Here is a 17267-nt window from a genome sequence, read left to right as displayed (position 1 = left end):
AGGCACAGACTCAGATTGGAAAATGGTCTCTTGTGGATTAGTCACTACTTATCTTATTAAAGACGATGGAACACTTTGGGTGATGGGCCGCAATTTAAGAGGTTCCTCAGGCCTGGTGACAATCCTACTGAAGAAGGAATCGTTCAAATTGGCACAGAATCAGATTGGAACTTTGTAAACGCTTACGGTGAAAGTGCTGTTGCAATTAAAAATGATGGTGCAATGTATGTTTGGGGATCTAACCGTGGTGGTAGAATAGGTTTTGATCCAAATACAATTTCAAGTATCTCAACCCCTACTCAAATTACTGGAACTGAAACTATTAATTTTCTTCATGCTGATTTAGGTGGGTTTCACGGATTGGCAACAGATACCAATGGAAATTTTTATGCTTGGGGACAAAATCTAAGTGGACAACTAGGGAACGGAGAAATAAATAGTTATGAAGAATTTCAATTAATAGATACTGGAGGAATTACAACAAGTTATGTTAGTGCAGCCGGAAGAACTTCTGGTTTTATTACAACTGATGGCTCTATGCGAATGTTTGGATCTAATGATGGTGGACAACTAGGATATGGTGAAGATGCAGTAACAAATCCTAACTCACCCGTTGTCGTAAATTTGGGGGAAGAACTTGAAAATGCTACAATTACAAAATACAATTCTTCTGCAATTGCCCAAGGAGTTTTAACTGACGATGGTCAATTATGGGTATGGGGTGACAATGAATTTGGTCGGCTTGGTTTAGGTCATGCAAAAAGAGAAAAGGAAAACTATTATCCAAATAGAGTCGGAGAAATAAACGATGTATGGACAGACTTTGCCCATTCTGGATCAAATTTATATGCAGTAAAAAACAATAAGTTATATGGTGCAGGTCAAAATAACAATTTCAACATGGGATTAGGGATTACAAATAGTCAAACCCAACTAAGTATGACTGAGATTCCTGGAGTAGACATGTCTGAAATTAAGACTTGGCAAAGTTCATGGGCTGGGTTTATATCAATTAAAAATAATGGTGAATTATGGGGTTTTGGAGGGAATTGGAAAGGTCAACTAGCTATTGGTCCAGATGAACAAAATCGAAACACAAGAAATACTATTGACGTTGATGGGGATAATTTAGGAGGAATTAATCAAGTTTATAACATTAGTCCAGCTGATCCTTTAAAAGTTTCAGGCGATTATACCTTTGGCAGTCAATGCACAACGAATCTGATAGGAAATGGTGCTCAATTTCAAATAACTATAGACAATAATGGAGCGGCTTCAATAGTTGTAGATTACGGAGGAAGCTCCTATGCCGCAGATGAAATTATTACAATAGCGGGCTCAGAATTTGGAAATAACGGGGCGCTTGATTTAACCTTTCAAGTTGAAATTTTTGGAGATAACGATGGAACATCAAATATCCCTAGTTATCAACGATTGAGTAATGATACCGATTGGCTTCAAATTTTTGACACCAAAGAAACAGACATCTTAATTGTTGAAAAAACCGATGGAAGTATTTGGTTTGCAGGAGGTAACAATATTGGAGCAAGTACAGAGCTATATGAAATCCTTGGAGTTACTGGATATAACAATAATGGTTTTGTTGAAATATTTCCTGCAGGAAACGATTGGAATACTTTTTCGAGTACTACGAACACATCAACTGGCAATGGAACAGTTATAGGGATTAAAGATGATGGAACCATGTGGAGCTTTGGTTCTAATATACGTGGTTTAGCAGGATTAAATCTTGATGATGAATGGATTAATGAGATAACCCAAATAGGCTCAGATTCAGATTGGAGCCATATAAATATAAATGGTCCAACAGCTCTTGCTATCAAAACAGATAATTCTCTGTGGTCATGGGGTGATGGATGGACAGGTCAATTAGGAAATGGAACTTTTGGAATTTCTAAGGAACCCGTTCGTGTTGCTGGCGATATCCTTTGGGAAACTACAGGGGGAGGATGGCTCTTTCAAACAGGATTGGCGAAAGATCAAACTATTTACGGCTGGGGTTATAACAGACTCGGAGGTCTGGGGGGACTTGGAGAAGTGTCTTCAGAATATTTAGATTGGATCACAGACCTATCCATCATAGATGGTGCTTTTACTTTTAGCGATTTAGGCTATGTCGTAATTCAAGATACTACGCTCATAAATTATGAAAACCTAAGCAATACTCAAGGAAGAAATACAAATCAAATCACTAATTCACCTATCGAAATTACGATTCCTATGACTATGAGCGATGGTATAAATACTTCAGAACCAGAAAATGTGATTTTTAAAATAATTAATGTAAATGAAAACCCTACAGATATTGAGCTTTCAAACATCAATTTTGATGAAGATATTCGTATTGGCTCAGAAATTTCAACTATAAATGTGGTTGACCCAGATCTAAATGACACTCATACTTTAGAAATTGATTCTGAATTTGGAGATTCAAGTAAATTTGAAATTCAAAATGGAATTTTAAAATTAACGGAGAGTATATCTTTTGACGAGTTTCAAACGCTACAAATCAAAATTCTAGCTACAGATGCTGCTGGCTTAACTTTTTCGAAAATATTCTCGATAACTGTTAACAATTTAAATGACGCTCCCGAAGCAGTCAATGACGAGATCACAGTAGTAGAGGACAATAATTTAACAACCATTGATGTTGTAGCCAATGATATTGATGAAGATACAAATACCGTTTTAACGATTACCAATCTTAGTTACGATAGCGAATCGACAATAACAATCCATACAGATAATCAATCTATTGATTACACACCATCTCTAAACTTTAATGGAACAGAAGTAATTACCTACACTTTGTCCGATGGGGAATTAACTTCAACAGGAACTTTAACCATTGTTGTAACTCCTGAAAATGATGCACCAGTTGCTGTTGACAATACATTTACACTGCAACAAGGGATTACTGAAACTGTACCCCTTATCGCTACTGATGTTGATAATGATGATGCCGATTTAACTTACTCAATTGTATCACAACCAGATCACGGTTCTGTGACTTTAGAGGGGAATCTTGCTACCTATATTGCAGATGCTACCTATGTTGGAGTAGATAGTTTCACATTTACAGCCTCTGATGGCTTTTTAAATAGTAATGAAGGAACGATGTCTATTGCAGTAACTCTTGATGTTTTGAATTCCCAACTGCAGAATATTAAAGGGTATCCAAACCCTTTTGAGCAATTTTACTTTATCGACAGTCCTGTCGAATTAAAGTTAGAAATCTATGATATTAATGGAAGAATACTATTGAAACAAAACGTGGAAGTAGGAAAAAACAAAATGGATCTTTCTAAACTCTCTAGAGGAGTATATCTCTTCAAATATTATGAGAATAATAGAACAATGCAAAAAATTATGATTAAAAATTAATGCTTTCGTAGTTTTAAGATTTCAAACAAAACCCACACCTTAACAAGTGTGGGTTTATGATTATGTGGAGAAGATGGGATTCGAACCCACGACCTCTTGACTGCCAGTCAAGCGCTCTAGCCAACTGAGCTACATCCCCTTTTGTAGCAAAGCAAAAATACTAAATAAATGGATAGGTGAAGTTATATTCTTTAAAAGTTACAACCGATTGATTCTTTTGAACGCGATGAAATACTTCATTGCATATGATTTTTAACTCTTGAAAAAATTGAAATATCAATTCTTTAGGATGAATAAGAGCTGTTATCATTCAAAAAAAATCCGAGCCAAGGCTCGGATTTAGAGATTACGAAAAGATTGAAATGTCCGTACTCAATTTTTTACTTAGCGTTATTGTCTGCTAATAAGGCAAAAAACTTATCTAGATTGGGTAAAATAACAATTCTTGTTCTTCTGTTTCTCGCTCTATTTTTTGCAGAAGTGTTGGGAACTAGAGGAACCGTGGCTCCTCTTCCAGAGGCGATCAATCTACTTCCGTCTACTCCATACTTCCCTTCCAACAAACGCACAATAGACGTAGCTCTCTTTACACTTAAATCCCAGTTATCTTGCACAACAGTATTTCGGATCGTTCTAGAGTCAGTATGTCCTTCTATCATTACCTCCATACTCGGTTCTGACTGGATTACATTTGCTATATTCTTGAGCAATGCATAGGCCCCTTTCTTTACTTGATAACTAGCTGTATTGAACAATAATTTATCTGAAATCGAAATCATCACTACAGTCTGATTGATGTTGATATCAATATCATCTGTGGCATTGATATCAGAATTGTCAAATGATTTTTTCAAATTATAAGACATGGCTATATTGAGAGAATCTTTTAATGTTTTTGCACCCAGCACGAGCGACGGATCTACCTTTGTCAAAGTTGCCTTCAATTGCGCTCTTGTTTTGGTCGATAGGACTGCTGTATTTCCGATGAGATTATATTTAATATGGTTGGCATTTTGCAACGTAACATTGTCACTTTTCAGGGAATTGATTTTGTCGTAATAGTTTGCAACACGCTCTTCAATCTTTGCGAATTTTGCTTCTAAACTTTCTTTTTCAACGGTCGTTTTTTGAAGCGTACCTCGGGTATCATTAAATTTTTGCTCTAAAGCTACATAGTTTTTCTTTGAAACACAGGAAGTAAGTGTTAACAAAACAAGGACAACGGGTACTACTAATTTATTCATATTGGGGTTTTTAAAATATTTAATTAGCTCTGTATTATAAAGAGTCTAAACTTTTTTGAATGGTTTCAATTTTCGCTAAGGTATCTGCTTCTTTTTTGCGCTCAATTTCCAAAACAGCTTCGGGCGCATTGCTAACAAAGCGCTCATTGGAAAGCTTTTTCTGAATTCCAAATAAGAATCCTTCTGCACGTTGTAATTCCTTTTGCAACTTAATTTGCTCTTCTTCTACGTTGATGTTTTCCATCAAAACGGGAACAAAATACTCGTTCGATTTCACTCTAAATGAAGCGCCCTCTACTTTTTCTGAAACTGCAGAAATGCTCGATGTATTGGTCAACTTCTGAATGACTGCATCAAATTCTTTTGCATAGGATTCGTTTTCAACAACAAACATTTCTATTGGATCTCTAAACGGAATATTTTTATCTTTTCGAATAGTTCTTATCCCTGAAACCACTTGAGTTGCAAAATCAAAATCAGCAATAATTTTTGAATCAAAATCCTTAAGTACAGGATATTTTGCAATAATCAAGGCCTCCTCTTTGGTTCTTTTAGCAATATATTGCCAAATTTCTTCCGTTAAAAACGGCATAAACGGATGCAATATTTTCAGGTTATCTTCTAAAATTCCGATAACTGATGCATATGTTTTTGCATCCATCGGTTGTTGATATGCGGGTTTAACAATCTCTAACAACCACGAAGAAAAATCGTCGGTAATTAATTTATAGATGGCCATAATAGCATCTGACAAACGATATTTAGAAAAATGATCTTCTATTTCTGCAATGGCTTTTTGAAACTTTGCCTCATACCAAGCCAATCCAGTAATGGATGTTTGAGGCTGTGGAATGGTTGGATCTACTTCCCACCCTTTGATCAATCGAAAGGCGTTCCAAATTTTATTGGCAAACTGTTTTCCTTGCTGGCATAAATCTTCATCAAACATTAAGTCGTTTCCAGCAGCAGCACTCAAGAGCAAGCCTACACGAACGCCGTCTGCACCATATTGTTCAATCAGTCCTAAGGCATCAGGAGAATTTCCCAAAGACTTGGACATTTTACGTCGTTGCTTGTCTCTTACCAATCCTGTTAAATAGACATTTTGGAAGGGTTTTTCATCTTTGTATTCGTATCCCGCAATAATCATTCTCGCTACCCAGAAAAACAAAATATCAGGACCAGTAACTAAGTCGTTGGTAGGATAGTAGTATTTAATTTCTTCATTTTCTGGATTTCGAATTCCATCAAACACAGACATTGGCCACAACCACGAAGAAAACCAAGTATCGAGTGCATCTTCATCTTGAGTTAAATCTTCTACTCTAAGTTTGGCATTCTGTGTCTTTTCTTTTGCCAATACCAATGCCTCTTCAATATTTTCTGCAACGACAAAATCTTCTTTTCCATCGCCATAAAAAAATGCAGGAATTTGCTGTCCCCACCACAATTGACGAGAAATATTCCAATCGCGGATATTCTCCATCCAATGGCGATAGGTATTTTCAAATTTCTTTGGATACAAATTGATGTCGGTATCCTCTCCCAAAACGGCTTTGATTGCGGGTTGCACCAAATCTTCCATTTTCAAAAACCATTGATCAGACAATCTTGGTTCAATCACTGCCTTGGTTCTTTCAGAAGTTCCAACTTTGTGTGTATGGACTTCTGTTTTAATCAAAATTCCTTTTGCTGCCAATTCTTTTGCAACCTCATCACGAACCACAAAACGATCTTTTCCTTGATAGTGCAATCCGAAAGAATTTAAAGAGGCATCCGCATTGAAAATATCGATCACTTCTAACTGATGCTTTTCACCTAAAGCTTTGTCATTTTCATCATGAGCAGGCGTTACTTTTAGACACCCTGTTCCAAATTCAATATCTACATATTCATCTTCTATAATGGGAATCACTCTTCCACAAAGCGGAACTATTGCCTTTTTCCCTTTGAGATGTGTAAAACGCACATCATTCGGATTGATACAAATTGCAGTGTCTCCAAAAATAGTTTCAGGTCTGGTAGTTGCAATGGTTAGGGTATCTTCAGCCCCTTCTATTCGATAGCTTAAATAATATAAGTTCCCTTGTCTTTCTTCATGGATCACTTCTTCATCAGAAAGGGTCGTTTGTGCTTCTGGATCCCAATTAACCATTCGATAACCCCGATAAATCAATCCTTTATTGTAGAGGTCAACAAAAACTTTAATCACGGATTCAGACATTTCAGGATCCATGGTAAAAGCCGTTCTTTCCCAATCACAAGAAGCCCCAAGTTTTTTTAATTGTTCTAAAATAATCCCTCCATACTGGTCTTTCCAATCAAAAGCGTGCTGTAAAAACTCCTCACGAGTTAAGTCACTTTTTTGAATTCCTAGCTCTTTTAATTTCGCAACCACTTTAGCCTCAGTCGCAATTGAAGCATGATCTGTTCCTGGAACCCAACAAGCATTTTTACCCAATAAACGAGCACGTCTGATCAATACATCTTGAATGGTATTATTCAACATATGCCCCATGTGTAAAACCCCCGTTACATTTGGTGGTGGAATTACAATGGTATAGGGTTCTCTTTCATCGGGTGTGGAATGAAAATAATCATTCTTCATCCAGTATGCATACCATTTATCTTCTACTTGGCTTGCATCATATTTAGATGGAATTGTCATACTATGGGCTAATTTTTTAGATCATTAGCCCGCAAAAATACAATTAACTATTTTCAGGAGAAAATTAGCCAATGATTTTTTAAAACAAAATTTTTATACTAATTTTACTTCTTAAACCTATAGTATGAAAAGCTTTCCGATCCTAATTACCCTCCTTTTTCTCTCATTGTCAATCAATGCACAAGAATTTAAGTTCGAAAACGAAACAATAGATTACGGAAAAGTCGTAAAAGCATCCAATGGAGAACGCACTTTCCACTTTACCAATATTGGCTTGGCTCCTTTAATTATCAGCCGAGTACAGTCTTCTTGTGGCTGCACCATTCCTGAAAAGCCAGAAGCACCTATCATGCCCGGTGAAAAAGGAGAAATTAAAGTTTCTTATGATACCAAACGCCTGAGGCAATTCAACAAACAAATCACTATTTTTTCGAATGCAAAACAACCTAGAAAAGTGATTAAAATTAAAGGAACTGTAACTACAGAAATTTCTTTAGAAACAGAAAAAAGCATGCTCTCCGAACATTAAATCCTTTTTTTTAGTCGAAATTTAAATGTAAGAATTCGCCCTTCTATTCCTCCTCGACGAATCGTCAAACGAATTTGTTTGCCTTCTTTTCGCTGAAACTTCGCAATTATTTCACCAATGCTGTATCTATGCACAGCGATCTCATTGATTTTTAATAAAACATCTCCCTGAAGAACTCCCGCCATTTCGGCTGGAGAATCCTTTAATACATTGGATACACGATAGGAAGGGATAAATTTAAAGTGGTAGTTTTTAGAAAAAAAGACTGTACTATTATTACTAATATCTCTAGAGCCAAAGTCAACAACTTTTTTTTCGTTGAGCTCCATTACTAGTTCCTCTCCATTATAGAGAATATCAATCCCACTCATATTGTATTCAAAACCTCCTGAAAAAGAAGCATTTTTCTTTAAAATTAGTTTTTTGTTTGGATAATCGATCCAAACTTTAAACCTTTTTAAAAGATTCCCTCCAATACTTCCATTTCGTTCTTCAAATTTCCGAGCATTATAGGTTGTCAAAGTATCTAAAAAAGAAGCAGTGGGTTGTACAATTTCAAATTTCCCTAATTTCACTTTCGGAATTCGACTCTTGTTTCCATAGATAGTACCGCTCAATCCCTCTCCTAAAATTGCACTGAAATACCGCAGCGGTGTTTGAATTTTTTCTTTTGAATTTTCAAAAATCCAAAGTGCATCACTCCCACCAGAATCGATTAACATTTTTACAGGAATTATCTCATTTCCGACGGTATCTAACTGAATACCAATATCAATATAGGGTTTGTTTCTGTAAAATTCTAAGGGGAATACCTCACACTTTCGACATATTTTAGATCGATAATTTTTAGGGTTGTAAAAGGTGATTTTTTTGGATTTATAATTGATTCGTACAATTAGATCTTTCAACAATTGATAGCCAATAATTCCATGAATGGTAATTCCCATTTTACCAGAAAACTGAAACTGTTCATTTAAAATAACATAGACCGATTCGTTCCTGCTTCTTACATCACCTACTTTAATTTCATTAAAATGCGAGAGCAGTGCATTAATTTCTTTTCCTCTCCCCAATCCCTGCAAAGTAACTTTCTCTACATTATTCAAGCCTAGACTATCCTTTTTCGAAAGACTAAATAAAATATTCTTTTGAACTCCGGTATCTAAGATAAAAGACAATTTCGTCTTGTTTACCTCCACGGGCAGTACGATTAAATTATTAATCAATTGAAAACGGATTGTACAGGAACGATCAGTCTTATTTAAAAACTGAAAACCTGATTGCCCAAAAACAATACTGAGATTGTTGAGCATCAAAAGTAAAATAAGAATCCGCTTTTGAATCAATGATTGTATTTAAAAGATTAAAAATAAAGAAATTGAAATATAAGTTTTAATAAAAATATATTTCGCAAATTTGTATTTATATATAATCTATCAATAATTATGCCTACAATATCTAAAAAGGGAATTCAGATGCCCGAATCTCCAATTAGAAAACTGGTTCCTTATGCAGAAGACGCAAAAAAAAGAGGGATCAATGTTTTTCATTTAAATATTGGCCAACCCGATATCAAGACTCCCCAAGTTGCTTTAGATGCTGTAAAGAATAATACTCTAGAAACATTGGCATATGCTCGCTCAGAAGGTTCTGAAACCTACAGAACCAAATTGGCAAACTACTATGTAAACAACAAAATCCCTGTTACTGCAGAACACATCGTAGTAACTACAGGAGGCTCAGAAGCCCTCCTATTTACCATTGGTAGCATTACAGATCCAGGTGATGAAATCATCATTCCTGAGCCTTTTTATGCAAATTACAACGGATTTTCAACTGCTTCTGGCGTTACTGTAGTCCCCGTAATTTCTAAAATTGATGATAATTTTTCTTTACCAAAAATTGAAGATTTTGAAAAATTAATTACGAACAAAACCAAAGCAATTTTAATTTGCAATCCGCAAATCCAACTGGATATTTATATTCCGAAGAAGAGATTGAAAAACTAAAGCAAATCGTTTTAAAACACGATTTATTTTTAATTGCTGACGAAGTTTATCGAGAATTTACTTATGATGGAATGCAACACACTTCTGTACTTTCTTTGGAAGGTTTGGATGCACATGCCATTGTAATCGACTCTGTTTCGAAACGCTATAGCATGTGTGGGGCACGAATTGGTTGTATAGTTTCTAAAAACCCTGAATTTATTGCTACTGCAATTAAGTTTGCACAAGCAAGACTAAGTCCGCCTACCTATGCATTAATTGCAAGTGAAGCGGCATTAGAAACTCCACAGTCCTATTTTAATGAAGTAATCGAAGAATATGTAGCGAGAAGAAATACCCTGATTGCTGAGTTACAAAAAATTGACGGTGTCAAAGTCGCAAATCCTAAAGGAGCGTTTTACTGTGTAGCAGAATTACCTGTAAAAGATTCAGATCATTTTGCACAATGGCTGTTAGAATCTTTTCACCACAACAATGAAACAGTCATGGTTGCACCCGCAAGCGGATTTTACTCAACACCTGGAGAAGGAAAAAATCAGGTGCGAATAGCCTATGTTTTGAATCGACAAGATTTGAAGCGTTCGGTTGAAATTTTAGCAATAGCTTTGGACCAATATCCATATTAATTGAATATTCAAAAAAACATATCATTAAAAAAATACAATACCTTCGGGATTGATGTAAAAGCAAAGCGATTTATTTCGATTAGCTCATTTTATGAGCTGCAACAACTCCTAAAGACTGAAAAAGATTTTTTCCTAATTTCTGGGGGGTCGAACATGCTTTTAACAAAAGATCTAGATACTCTTGTTGTTCATATTGATATTAAAGGAACCTCTATTGATCGCATAGAAGAACATTCGGTATCTCTGACAGTAAATGCTGGAGAAGACTGGCATGAATTTGTACGATGGTGTATTGCTGAAAATTATGGAGGACTCGAAAATTTGTCACTAATCCCTGGAAATGTGGGTACCTGCCCTATTCAGAATATTGGAGCTTATGGTGTAGAAGTTAAAGATTGTATTACAAAAGTTGAAGCTCTTGAAATTGAAACAGGAAAACTCGTTTCCTTTTCCAACCAAGAATGTCAATTTGGATATCGAAATTCAATTTTTAAAAATGAAGCCAAAGGCAAGTTTGTACTGACTTCAGTTTCATTTCAACTAACAACAAATAAGCATCAACTCAATACCTCATACGGGGCTATTGAAAAAGAATTGGCAGATCAAAATATTACAAAGCCTACCTTAAAAAACATTTCTGATGCAGTGATTGCCATACGGAAATCAAAATTACCCGATCCCAAAGAAATTGGAAATAGTGGTAGTTTTTTTAAAAACCCTGTAATTTCCAAAGCTCTTTTTGCTGCTTTACTAAAAGAACATCCCAATTTACCGAGTTACCCAGTTTCAGATACGCAGGTAAAAGTACCCGCGGGTTGGCTGGTAGAACAAATAGGTTTTAAAGGCAAACGTTTTGGAGATGCTGGCGTGCATACAAAACAAGCCCTAGTATTAGTCAATTATGGTAATGCAACAGGACTTGAAATATACCAACTCGCTAAAAAAATTCAAAAAACAGTTTTTAGCACATTCGGAATTTCACTAGAGATTGAGGTGAATGTAATCTCATAAAAGATTGAACTCTTTATAAAAACCATATTTTTTGTATCTTTGTAAAAGAATTATAAACTATGAAATTACTACTACTTACCTTAGGATTGCTAGTACTTGCTGTCGGTGGAATTGCAATTAAAATTTGGGCAAAAAAAGATGGAAAGTTTGCTGGAACTTGTGCTAGTCAGAATCCAATGCTCAATACAACAGGTGAGTCTTGTGGATTTTGTGGAAAAACTGCAGATCAATTTGAAGATTGTGCAGAACCACAACATTCTTAGTATTCTTTCATTTTAGTATCTTTAACTCCAATTAGAATTCAAAACCCTTTCCTTGGAAATAGAAAATCCCAAATTAGAAGTTAATATCTCACAAGCAAAAAAAGGAAGTCAGAATGCTTTTAAATATTTGTTGGATACTTTTTGGTTGGATGTTTATAATTTTCAACTGAAGCGAAGTAGCAGTGAAAATGACGCTGAAGATATTACCATTCAAACCTTTTCGAAAGCTTTTGACAGAATACACACCTTTGATGAGAAATACACTTTTAAGACGTGGCTTATCACTATCTCAAAAAACATTCACATCGATCTTCTACGAAAAAAGAATATTTCAATACTAATTGAAAATTCTAACAATCAAAGGGAAGAAATCTATTTGGTTGTCGATGAAAACCCAACTCCTGAAGATACGATCATTCGAGAACAAAATTTAGCAAAGCTACTGAGAGACATCAAGCTTTTAAAACCAAAATATCAAGAAGTTATTCAACTTCGCTACTTTCAAGAGCTGAGTTATAAAGAAATTGCTTCCGAAATAAATGAACCCATCAGCAATGTAAAAGTCAAACTTTTGAGAGCGAAAAAACTATTAGCCGCTATTATTAAAAAATCATAAGTTGAAAAAATCATTCCTACATACCCTAGGCCCTGGATTATTGTTTGCAGGTGCTGCCATTGGTGTTTCACATCTGGTACAATCGACCAAGGCGGGCGCTGAATTTGGTTTTGGTTTGTTGTGGGCACTCCTATTGGTGCATTTGTTTAAATATCCTTTTTTTCAATTTGGTCCCAGATATGCAGCAGCTACAGGTGAAACATTATTAGAAGGTTATCGAAAATTAGGCAAAGGTGTTTTGGTTGCCTATTATGTCCTGAATTTTGCTACCATGTTTACCATCCAAGCCGCAGTAACGATAGTCACCGCAGGTTTAGCTTCTCAGTTATTCGGCTTTACAGACGACTTGGTGATCTGGTCTTCAATCCTCCTTACCATCAGCTTAAGCATCTTAGTAATCGGTAGATACAAATTACTAGACAATCTGATGAAATATATCATAGTAATATTAACCATCAGTACTATTGTTGCAGTATCCGTTGCCTTATTCAGTACAAAAGATACGTTTGACATTACCCAAGTACTCCCCACCGGAGCTGTAGAAATTACATTTCTAATTGCTTTTTTGGGCTGGATGCCTGCACCCTTAGATATCTCAATTTGGCATTCAATTTGGTCCATCGAAAAAAGCAAAACAAACTTTCAAAAAGCGACCCCAAAAGAAGCTGTATTTGATTTCAATATTGGATATATCGGCACCCTCTTTTTAGGTATTTGTTTTGTCCTCTTAGGTGCATTAGTCATGTACAAATCAGGAGAATCCTTTTCAGACAAAGGCGGTGTTTTCGCCTCTCAATTGATCCACTTATACACTAAGAATTTAGGAGACTTTTTTGCTATTTTTATTGCAATTGCTGCATTTACCACCATGTTTAGTACCACAATTACAACCTTAGATGCCTCGCCAAGAGCTATGGCAAAAACGACTAGCTTGTTGTTTGGAAAAAAAGCAAAACTAAATTACTGGTTCTGGATTCTCTTTCTGAGTATCGGAACCTTTCTCATCTTACAATTTGCAATGGAAAATATGGGGATTTTAGTCAAAATAGCAACCATACTTTCCTTTCTAACAGCCCCGTTCTATGCCCTTTGCAACTTAATTTTAATTACAGGAAAACACACCCCAAAAGAGCATCAACTAAGGTACTGCTTTGAAAATATTAAGTCTTGTCGGAATGTTTTTTTTAGTAGGCTTCAGTATTTGGTTTTTATCAAGTATTTAAAACTTTCCTTTGTATCTTTGCAGTTCAAATTTGAGAATACATGGCGACAGCATCTATACCACTTCCTGAAAGACCTAAAAAACCAAAATGGTTGCGTGTAAAATTACCAGTAGGTAAAAAATATACGGAATTAAGAGGCTTGGTTGACAAGTATAAATTGAATACTATTTGTACCAGTGGAAGTTGTCCAAACATGGGAGAATGTTGGGGCGAAGGAACCGCAACGTTTATGATTCTTGGAAATATCTGTACCCGTTCTTGTGGTTTTTGTGGAGTAAAGACAGGAAGACCAGAAACTGTAGAATGGGATGAACCCGAAAAGGTAGCTCGTTCTATAAAAATAATGGATATCAAACACGCAGTCATTACTTCTGTAGATAGAGATGACCTGAAAGATGGAGGTTCTATTATTTGGGCAGAAACAGTCAATGCCATTCGAAGAGCAAACCCAACAACTACCTTAGAAACGCTCATACCCGATTTTCAAGGAAACACAAAACAAATTGATCGAATCATAGCCGTTCACCCTGAGGTGGTTTCTCACAATATGGAAACTGTTCGAAGATTGACACGTGAGGTTCGAATCCAGGCAAAATACGATAGAAGTTTAGAAGTCTTAAGATATTTAAAAGAAAAAGGAATGCGAACCAAAACAGGGTTGATGCTAGGTCTCGGTGAAACCGAGGAAGAAGTGATTCAAACCATGAAAGACCTTCAAGCTGTTGGACTGGATGTATTGACTATTGGACAATATTTACAACCTACCAAAAAGCATTTACCCTTAAAAGAATTTGTGACTCCAGAACAGTTTAAGAAATATGAGATTTTAGGCTTAGAGATGGGCTTTATGTATGTAGAAAGTGGGCCTTTAGTTCGCTCTTCTTACAAAGCTCACAAACACGCAAAATAAACGATTTGAGTTTCTCTTTCCTAACACAAAAGATAATTCTAAAAGCGATGTTCATTTGAATATCGTTTTTTTTTGCTTAAAAAATGAAAAATATTTTTTTAAACACACACTTTGGCACGATCATTGTAGTTGGTGATTTGTAAAGTAATAATAAACGTTTTGAGTTCGTAAATTATTTTGAATTAGTTAAGTTAGTTAATAAAAAAGCCACCTTCTATAGAGATGGCTTTTTTTATGCTCCTTATTTTTTTATTTTAAAATATCGGAATTCAAGAAGAATACGGCATTTGCCATAAACAACTTTCCATTTTCCCAAAAAGAGCGAAACAACGGATTGTCGACTACATATACGATACTCCCATCTCCAATTAATTCTTCACCCAAAAACAAAGACTTTGGAACATTTTGAACCGCTTTACTTCCAGCATAGCCAGAAATATTTTTAGCCGTTTCATCAAAGTATCCAACATTTAACCCTTCTTCTAAATAATGATAAGAGGTTCCACTTAGCTTTAACGAAAAATATGTATCCTTATAACCAAAACCTAAAGGATGGGTAGTGTCTATGGTTGCTTTAAAAATACTTCCAGTAATAAGATCCGCTACACTTTTACGCTCTCTATCAGCATATGGAATCAAATTATCCTCATTTTCTTGACCCGCTACTTTCTTCTTTTTTAGGGAAAAACCTTCTTGGTCGGAAAAAGTCTTTAGAGCATTTCCAATGGCGATTAGGGTTCCTCCAGAACGCACCCATTTTTTTACCTTGTCAAGAGTTGTTGTATTAAAAACGGATTCATAGGAACCGCTTGGCAATACAATAACATCGTATCGACTGAGATCGACATCGTTAATATCTGCTGAATTGATATTGGTAATTGGATACTGCAACTGTGTTTCAAAAAAGTGCCAGACTTCTCCAAAACTCAATGACGAAGTAGCACTTCCAGAAAGTACCGCAATTTTTTGTTTGTGAATTGGTTTTACTGAATAAGACCCAAAATCAGTCCCTGAATCTGAAAAACCAGTAGTAACTGTTGTCAAACTTCGTTGCTTCTTGTTTGCAAGTGCGATCACTTTTTGATCGAAATCGTCACTACGGTTGTCATTTCTAAGTAAGATTAGGGATCCTCTATCAAAAGATTTCCCATCAATGGTAAATGCTTTTTCACTAAAACGAGGTACGATTCCAATTTCCAGCAGCCCACTTAAGAAAGTAGCATCCTCCATACTGTTCCATTTAGAGAGATACGCATAGGCCTTGGGATTTGGAGAATTCACAATGACATCAGATGAAACACCTTGAGATGACCTCACTTTCGACTGAGAAGCAATCGTCTCAAAACCATAAGCATAGGGCAAAGACCAAGCAGTAATATCATAAGTCAACGAATCGGATAATTTGGCTTTAGGCTCAAACAAGACCTTTACCATTTTTCCTTTAGGCTGCGAGGTATGAACTACTAGATCTGAAATACCTAGCTTCATTTTCCTTTCTTTTTGATCGAAATAGTGGTAACCGTTCACCCAAGAATGGTTTGTAGATTCGTAGCGGATCTCATGCAAATCCAACAATTTTTTTAAGCGATTCATCTTATCGTTATTGTCATTTTTCAAAACATAACTTTTGTAGCTTAACTCTGAATTGTCAAAGAATTTTATAAATTCAGTATTCAACTTTTCTGCATTTTTGGAAGAAATTTCTACTGTAGACAAACCAGTTGTGGTATGGTGTACTATTCTGTCCTTTAAGGTTAATACTTCTCCTTCATCAGTCTGAATCCCTAATCCTGCACGTCCGTGACCTGCCTGTTCATAGGTCATTCCGATAGCTCCCATATAAGTTGGATAGGTATCTCCATAACTTGGATACAACAAATCAAAACTCTCTCTTGTAAAATACAACCAGCCTTGTTTGTCAAAATAGGTCGCATGGTTTTTCCCAATTTGAGTTTGAAAATTACGTTGCCAATCGGAAATCACTTCGTGAAAAGGAGCTGCTGCGGGAGCAAAGTAATAGGGATTATTGATTCCTTGTTCGTGAAAATCGACATGAATATGTGGCATCCAACGATTATAGATTGCAATTCTTTGTACAGACTCTACTTGTGTTGCCCAAGCCCAATCCCTATTCAAATCGAATAAATAGTGATTGGGTCTTCCAGTAGGCCAAGGTTCTTTGTGCTCTTTGGCATTTTGATCTATCGAATGAGGGGTACTTTTTACTTGTTGAAACCAATTAACATAGCGATCTCGACCATCGGGATTCATACATGGATCGATAATAACAACCGTGTTATCCAACAATTCTTTTTGATTGGCAACTAACTCATATAAGGTTTGCATGGAAGCTTCAGTACTAGAGGCTTCATTACCATGAACATTATAACTCAACCAAACTATAGCAATTTTAGATGTAGCAGTTCCTTCTACAATTCCAGTTTGAGAAAGGTTGTTCTTTCGAATCCTTTCTAAATTTTTTATATTTTCTATGGAAGAAACATAACTTACATACAATGGCCGGTGTTCGTTGGTCTCGCCATATTGCTCTAACTGTACGTTAGGAAGTGTCGCACTAACGTACTTAAAATAATCAACAACTTTATGATGCCTGTAGTAAAACGAGAACCCAGTTCGTAGCCTAAAAAATCAGCAGGTGTATGGATATTCTGGGAAAAAACAGTCCCAAAAGAGAGCAGCATGTAGAGCAATACTAATTTCAATTTCATGTAAAAGGTGTTTATTTTTCAAAAATAAGGAATA

The 17267-nt window shown here is 35.8% G+C and carries 9 protein-coding genes, 1 tRNA gene and 3 pseudogenes; 8 read left to right on the top strand and 5 right to left on the bottom strand.

Annotated features, from left to right (window positions below; genetic code table 11):
- The first annotated feature begins 75 nt into the window (after positions 1-75).
- Positions 76-3405, top strand: coding sequence for an Ig-like domain-containing protein (locus RRF69_RS08985; protein WP_316939464.1), 3330 nt, complete (start codon positions 76-78; stop codon positions 3403-3405).
- A gap of 65 nt (positions 3406-3470) precedes the next feature.
- Here RRF69_RS08985 and RRF69_RS08980 read toward each other — a convergent pair.
- From RRF69_RS08980 to RRF69_RS08970, 3 genes are all read right to left on the bottom strand, one after another.
- Positions 3471-3544: transfer RNA gene (locus RRF69_RS08980), tRNA-Ala, on the bottom strand.
- Positions 3545-3785: 241 nt separating this feature from the next.
- On the bottom strand, positions 3786-4649 hold the full coding sequence (locus RRF69_RS08975; protein ID WP_316939463.1) for a flagellar motor protein MotB: 864 nt from the start codon (positions 4647-4649) through the stop codon (positions 3786-3788).
- A gap of 34 nt (positions 4650-4683) precedes the next feature.
- The gene (locus RRF69_RS08970) at positions 4684-7317 is read right to left on the bottom strand and encodes a valine--tRNA ligase (protein WP_316939462.1); all 2634 of its coding nucleotides are present in this window, start codon (positions 7315-7317) and stop codon (positions 4684-4686) included.
- A gap of 124 nt (positions 7318-7441) precedes the next feature.
- Between RRF69_RS08970 and RRF69_RS08965 the strand changes: the two genes are divergently transcribed.
- Entirely contained in the window at positions 7442-7846 is a 405-nt protein-coding gene (locus RRF69_RS08965) for a DUF1573 domain-containing protein (RefSeq protein ID WP_316939461.1), read from the top strand.
- Here the strand turns inward: RRF69_RS08965 and RRF69_RS08960 are convergent.
- A complete protein-coding gene (locus RRF69_RS08960) occupies positions 7843-9024 on the bottom strand; it encodes an aspartyl protease family protein (RefSeq protein WP_316939460.1) in 1182 nt (393 codons plus the stop codon). The genes RRF69_RS08965 and RRF69_RS08960 overlap by 4 nt on opposite strands.
- A gap of 267 nt (positions 9025-9291) precedes the next feature.
- On the opposite strand from RRF69_RS08960, the pseudogene RRF69_RS08955 reads away from it, so the two are divergent.
- The 6 genes and pseudogenes from RRF69_RS08955 (at position 9292) to lipA (ending at position 14504) form a co-directional block, all read left to right on the top strand.
- Positions 9292-10481, top strand: a pseudogene (locus tag RRF69_RS08955) (pyridoxal phosphate-dependent aminotransferase).
- Positions 10482-11492 (top strand): UDP-N-acetylmuramate dehydrogenase, encoded by a 1011-nt coding sequence (murB, locus tag RRF69_RS08950; protein WP_316939458.1) that lies wholly within the window; start codon positions 10482-10484, stop codon positions 11490-11492. It begins immediately after the preceding pseudogene.
- Positions 11493-11551: 59 nt separating this feature from the next.
- Entirely contained in the window at positions 11552-11755 is a 204-nt protein-coding gene (locus RRF69_RS08945; protein ID WP_316939457.1) for a membrane or secreted protein, read from the top strand.
- A gap of 52 nt (positions 11756-11807) precedes the next feature.
- On the top strand, positions 11808-12371 hold the full coding sequence (locus RRF69_RS08940) for a sigma-70 family RNA polymerase sigma factor (RefSeq protein WP_316939456.1): 564 nt from the start codon (positions 11808-11810) through the stop codon (positions 12369-12371).
- A 1-nt stretch (position 12372) separates the two neighbouring features.
- A pseudogene (locus RRF69_RS08935) lies at positions 12373-13594 on the top strand (Nramp family divalent metal transporter).
- Between the two features lie 40 nt (positions 13595-13634).
- Positions 13635-14504: a lipoyl synthase gene (gene lipA / locus RRF69_RS08930; RefSeq protein ID WP_316939455.1), complete on the top strand. Its 870-nt coding sequence runs from the start codon at positions 13635-13637 to the stop codon at positions 14502-14504.
- Positions 14505-14753: 249 nt separating this feature from the next.
- Here the strand turns inward: lipA and RRF69_RS08925 are convergent.
- Positions 14754-17233: pseudogene (locus RRF69_RS08925) on the bottom strand (M14 family metallopeptidase).
- Positions 17234-17267: the final 34 nt, after the last annotated feature.

The sequence above is a fragment of the Polaribacter sp. HL-MS24 genome, assembly GCF_032758595.1.
In the GTDB taxonomy this organism is placed as follows: Bacteria; Bacteroidota; Bacteroidia; order Flavobacteriales; family Flavobacteriaceae; genus Polaribacter.
Note: the sequence above shows the minus strand (reverse complement) of the source record. Positions and strands in the feature narration are given on the sequence as shown.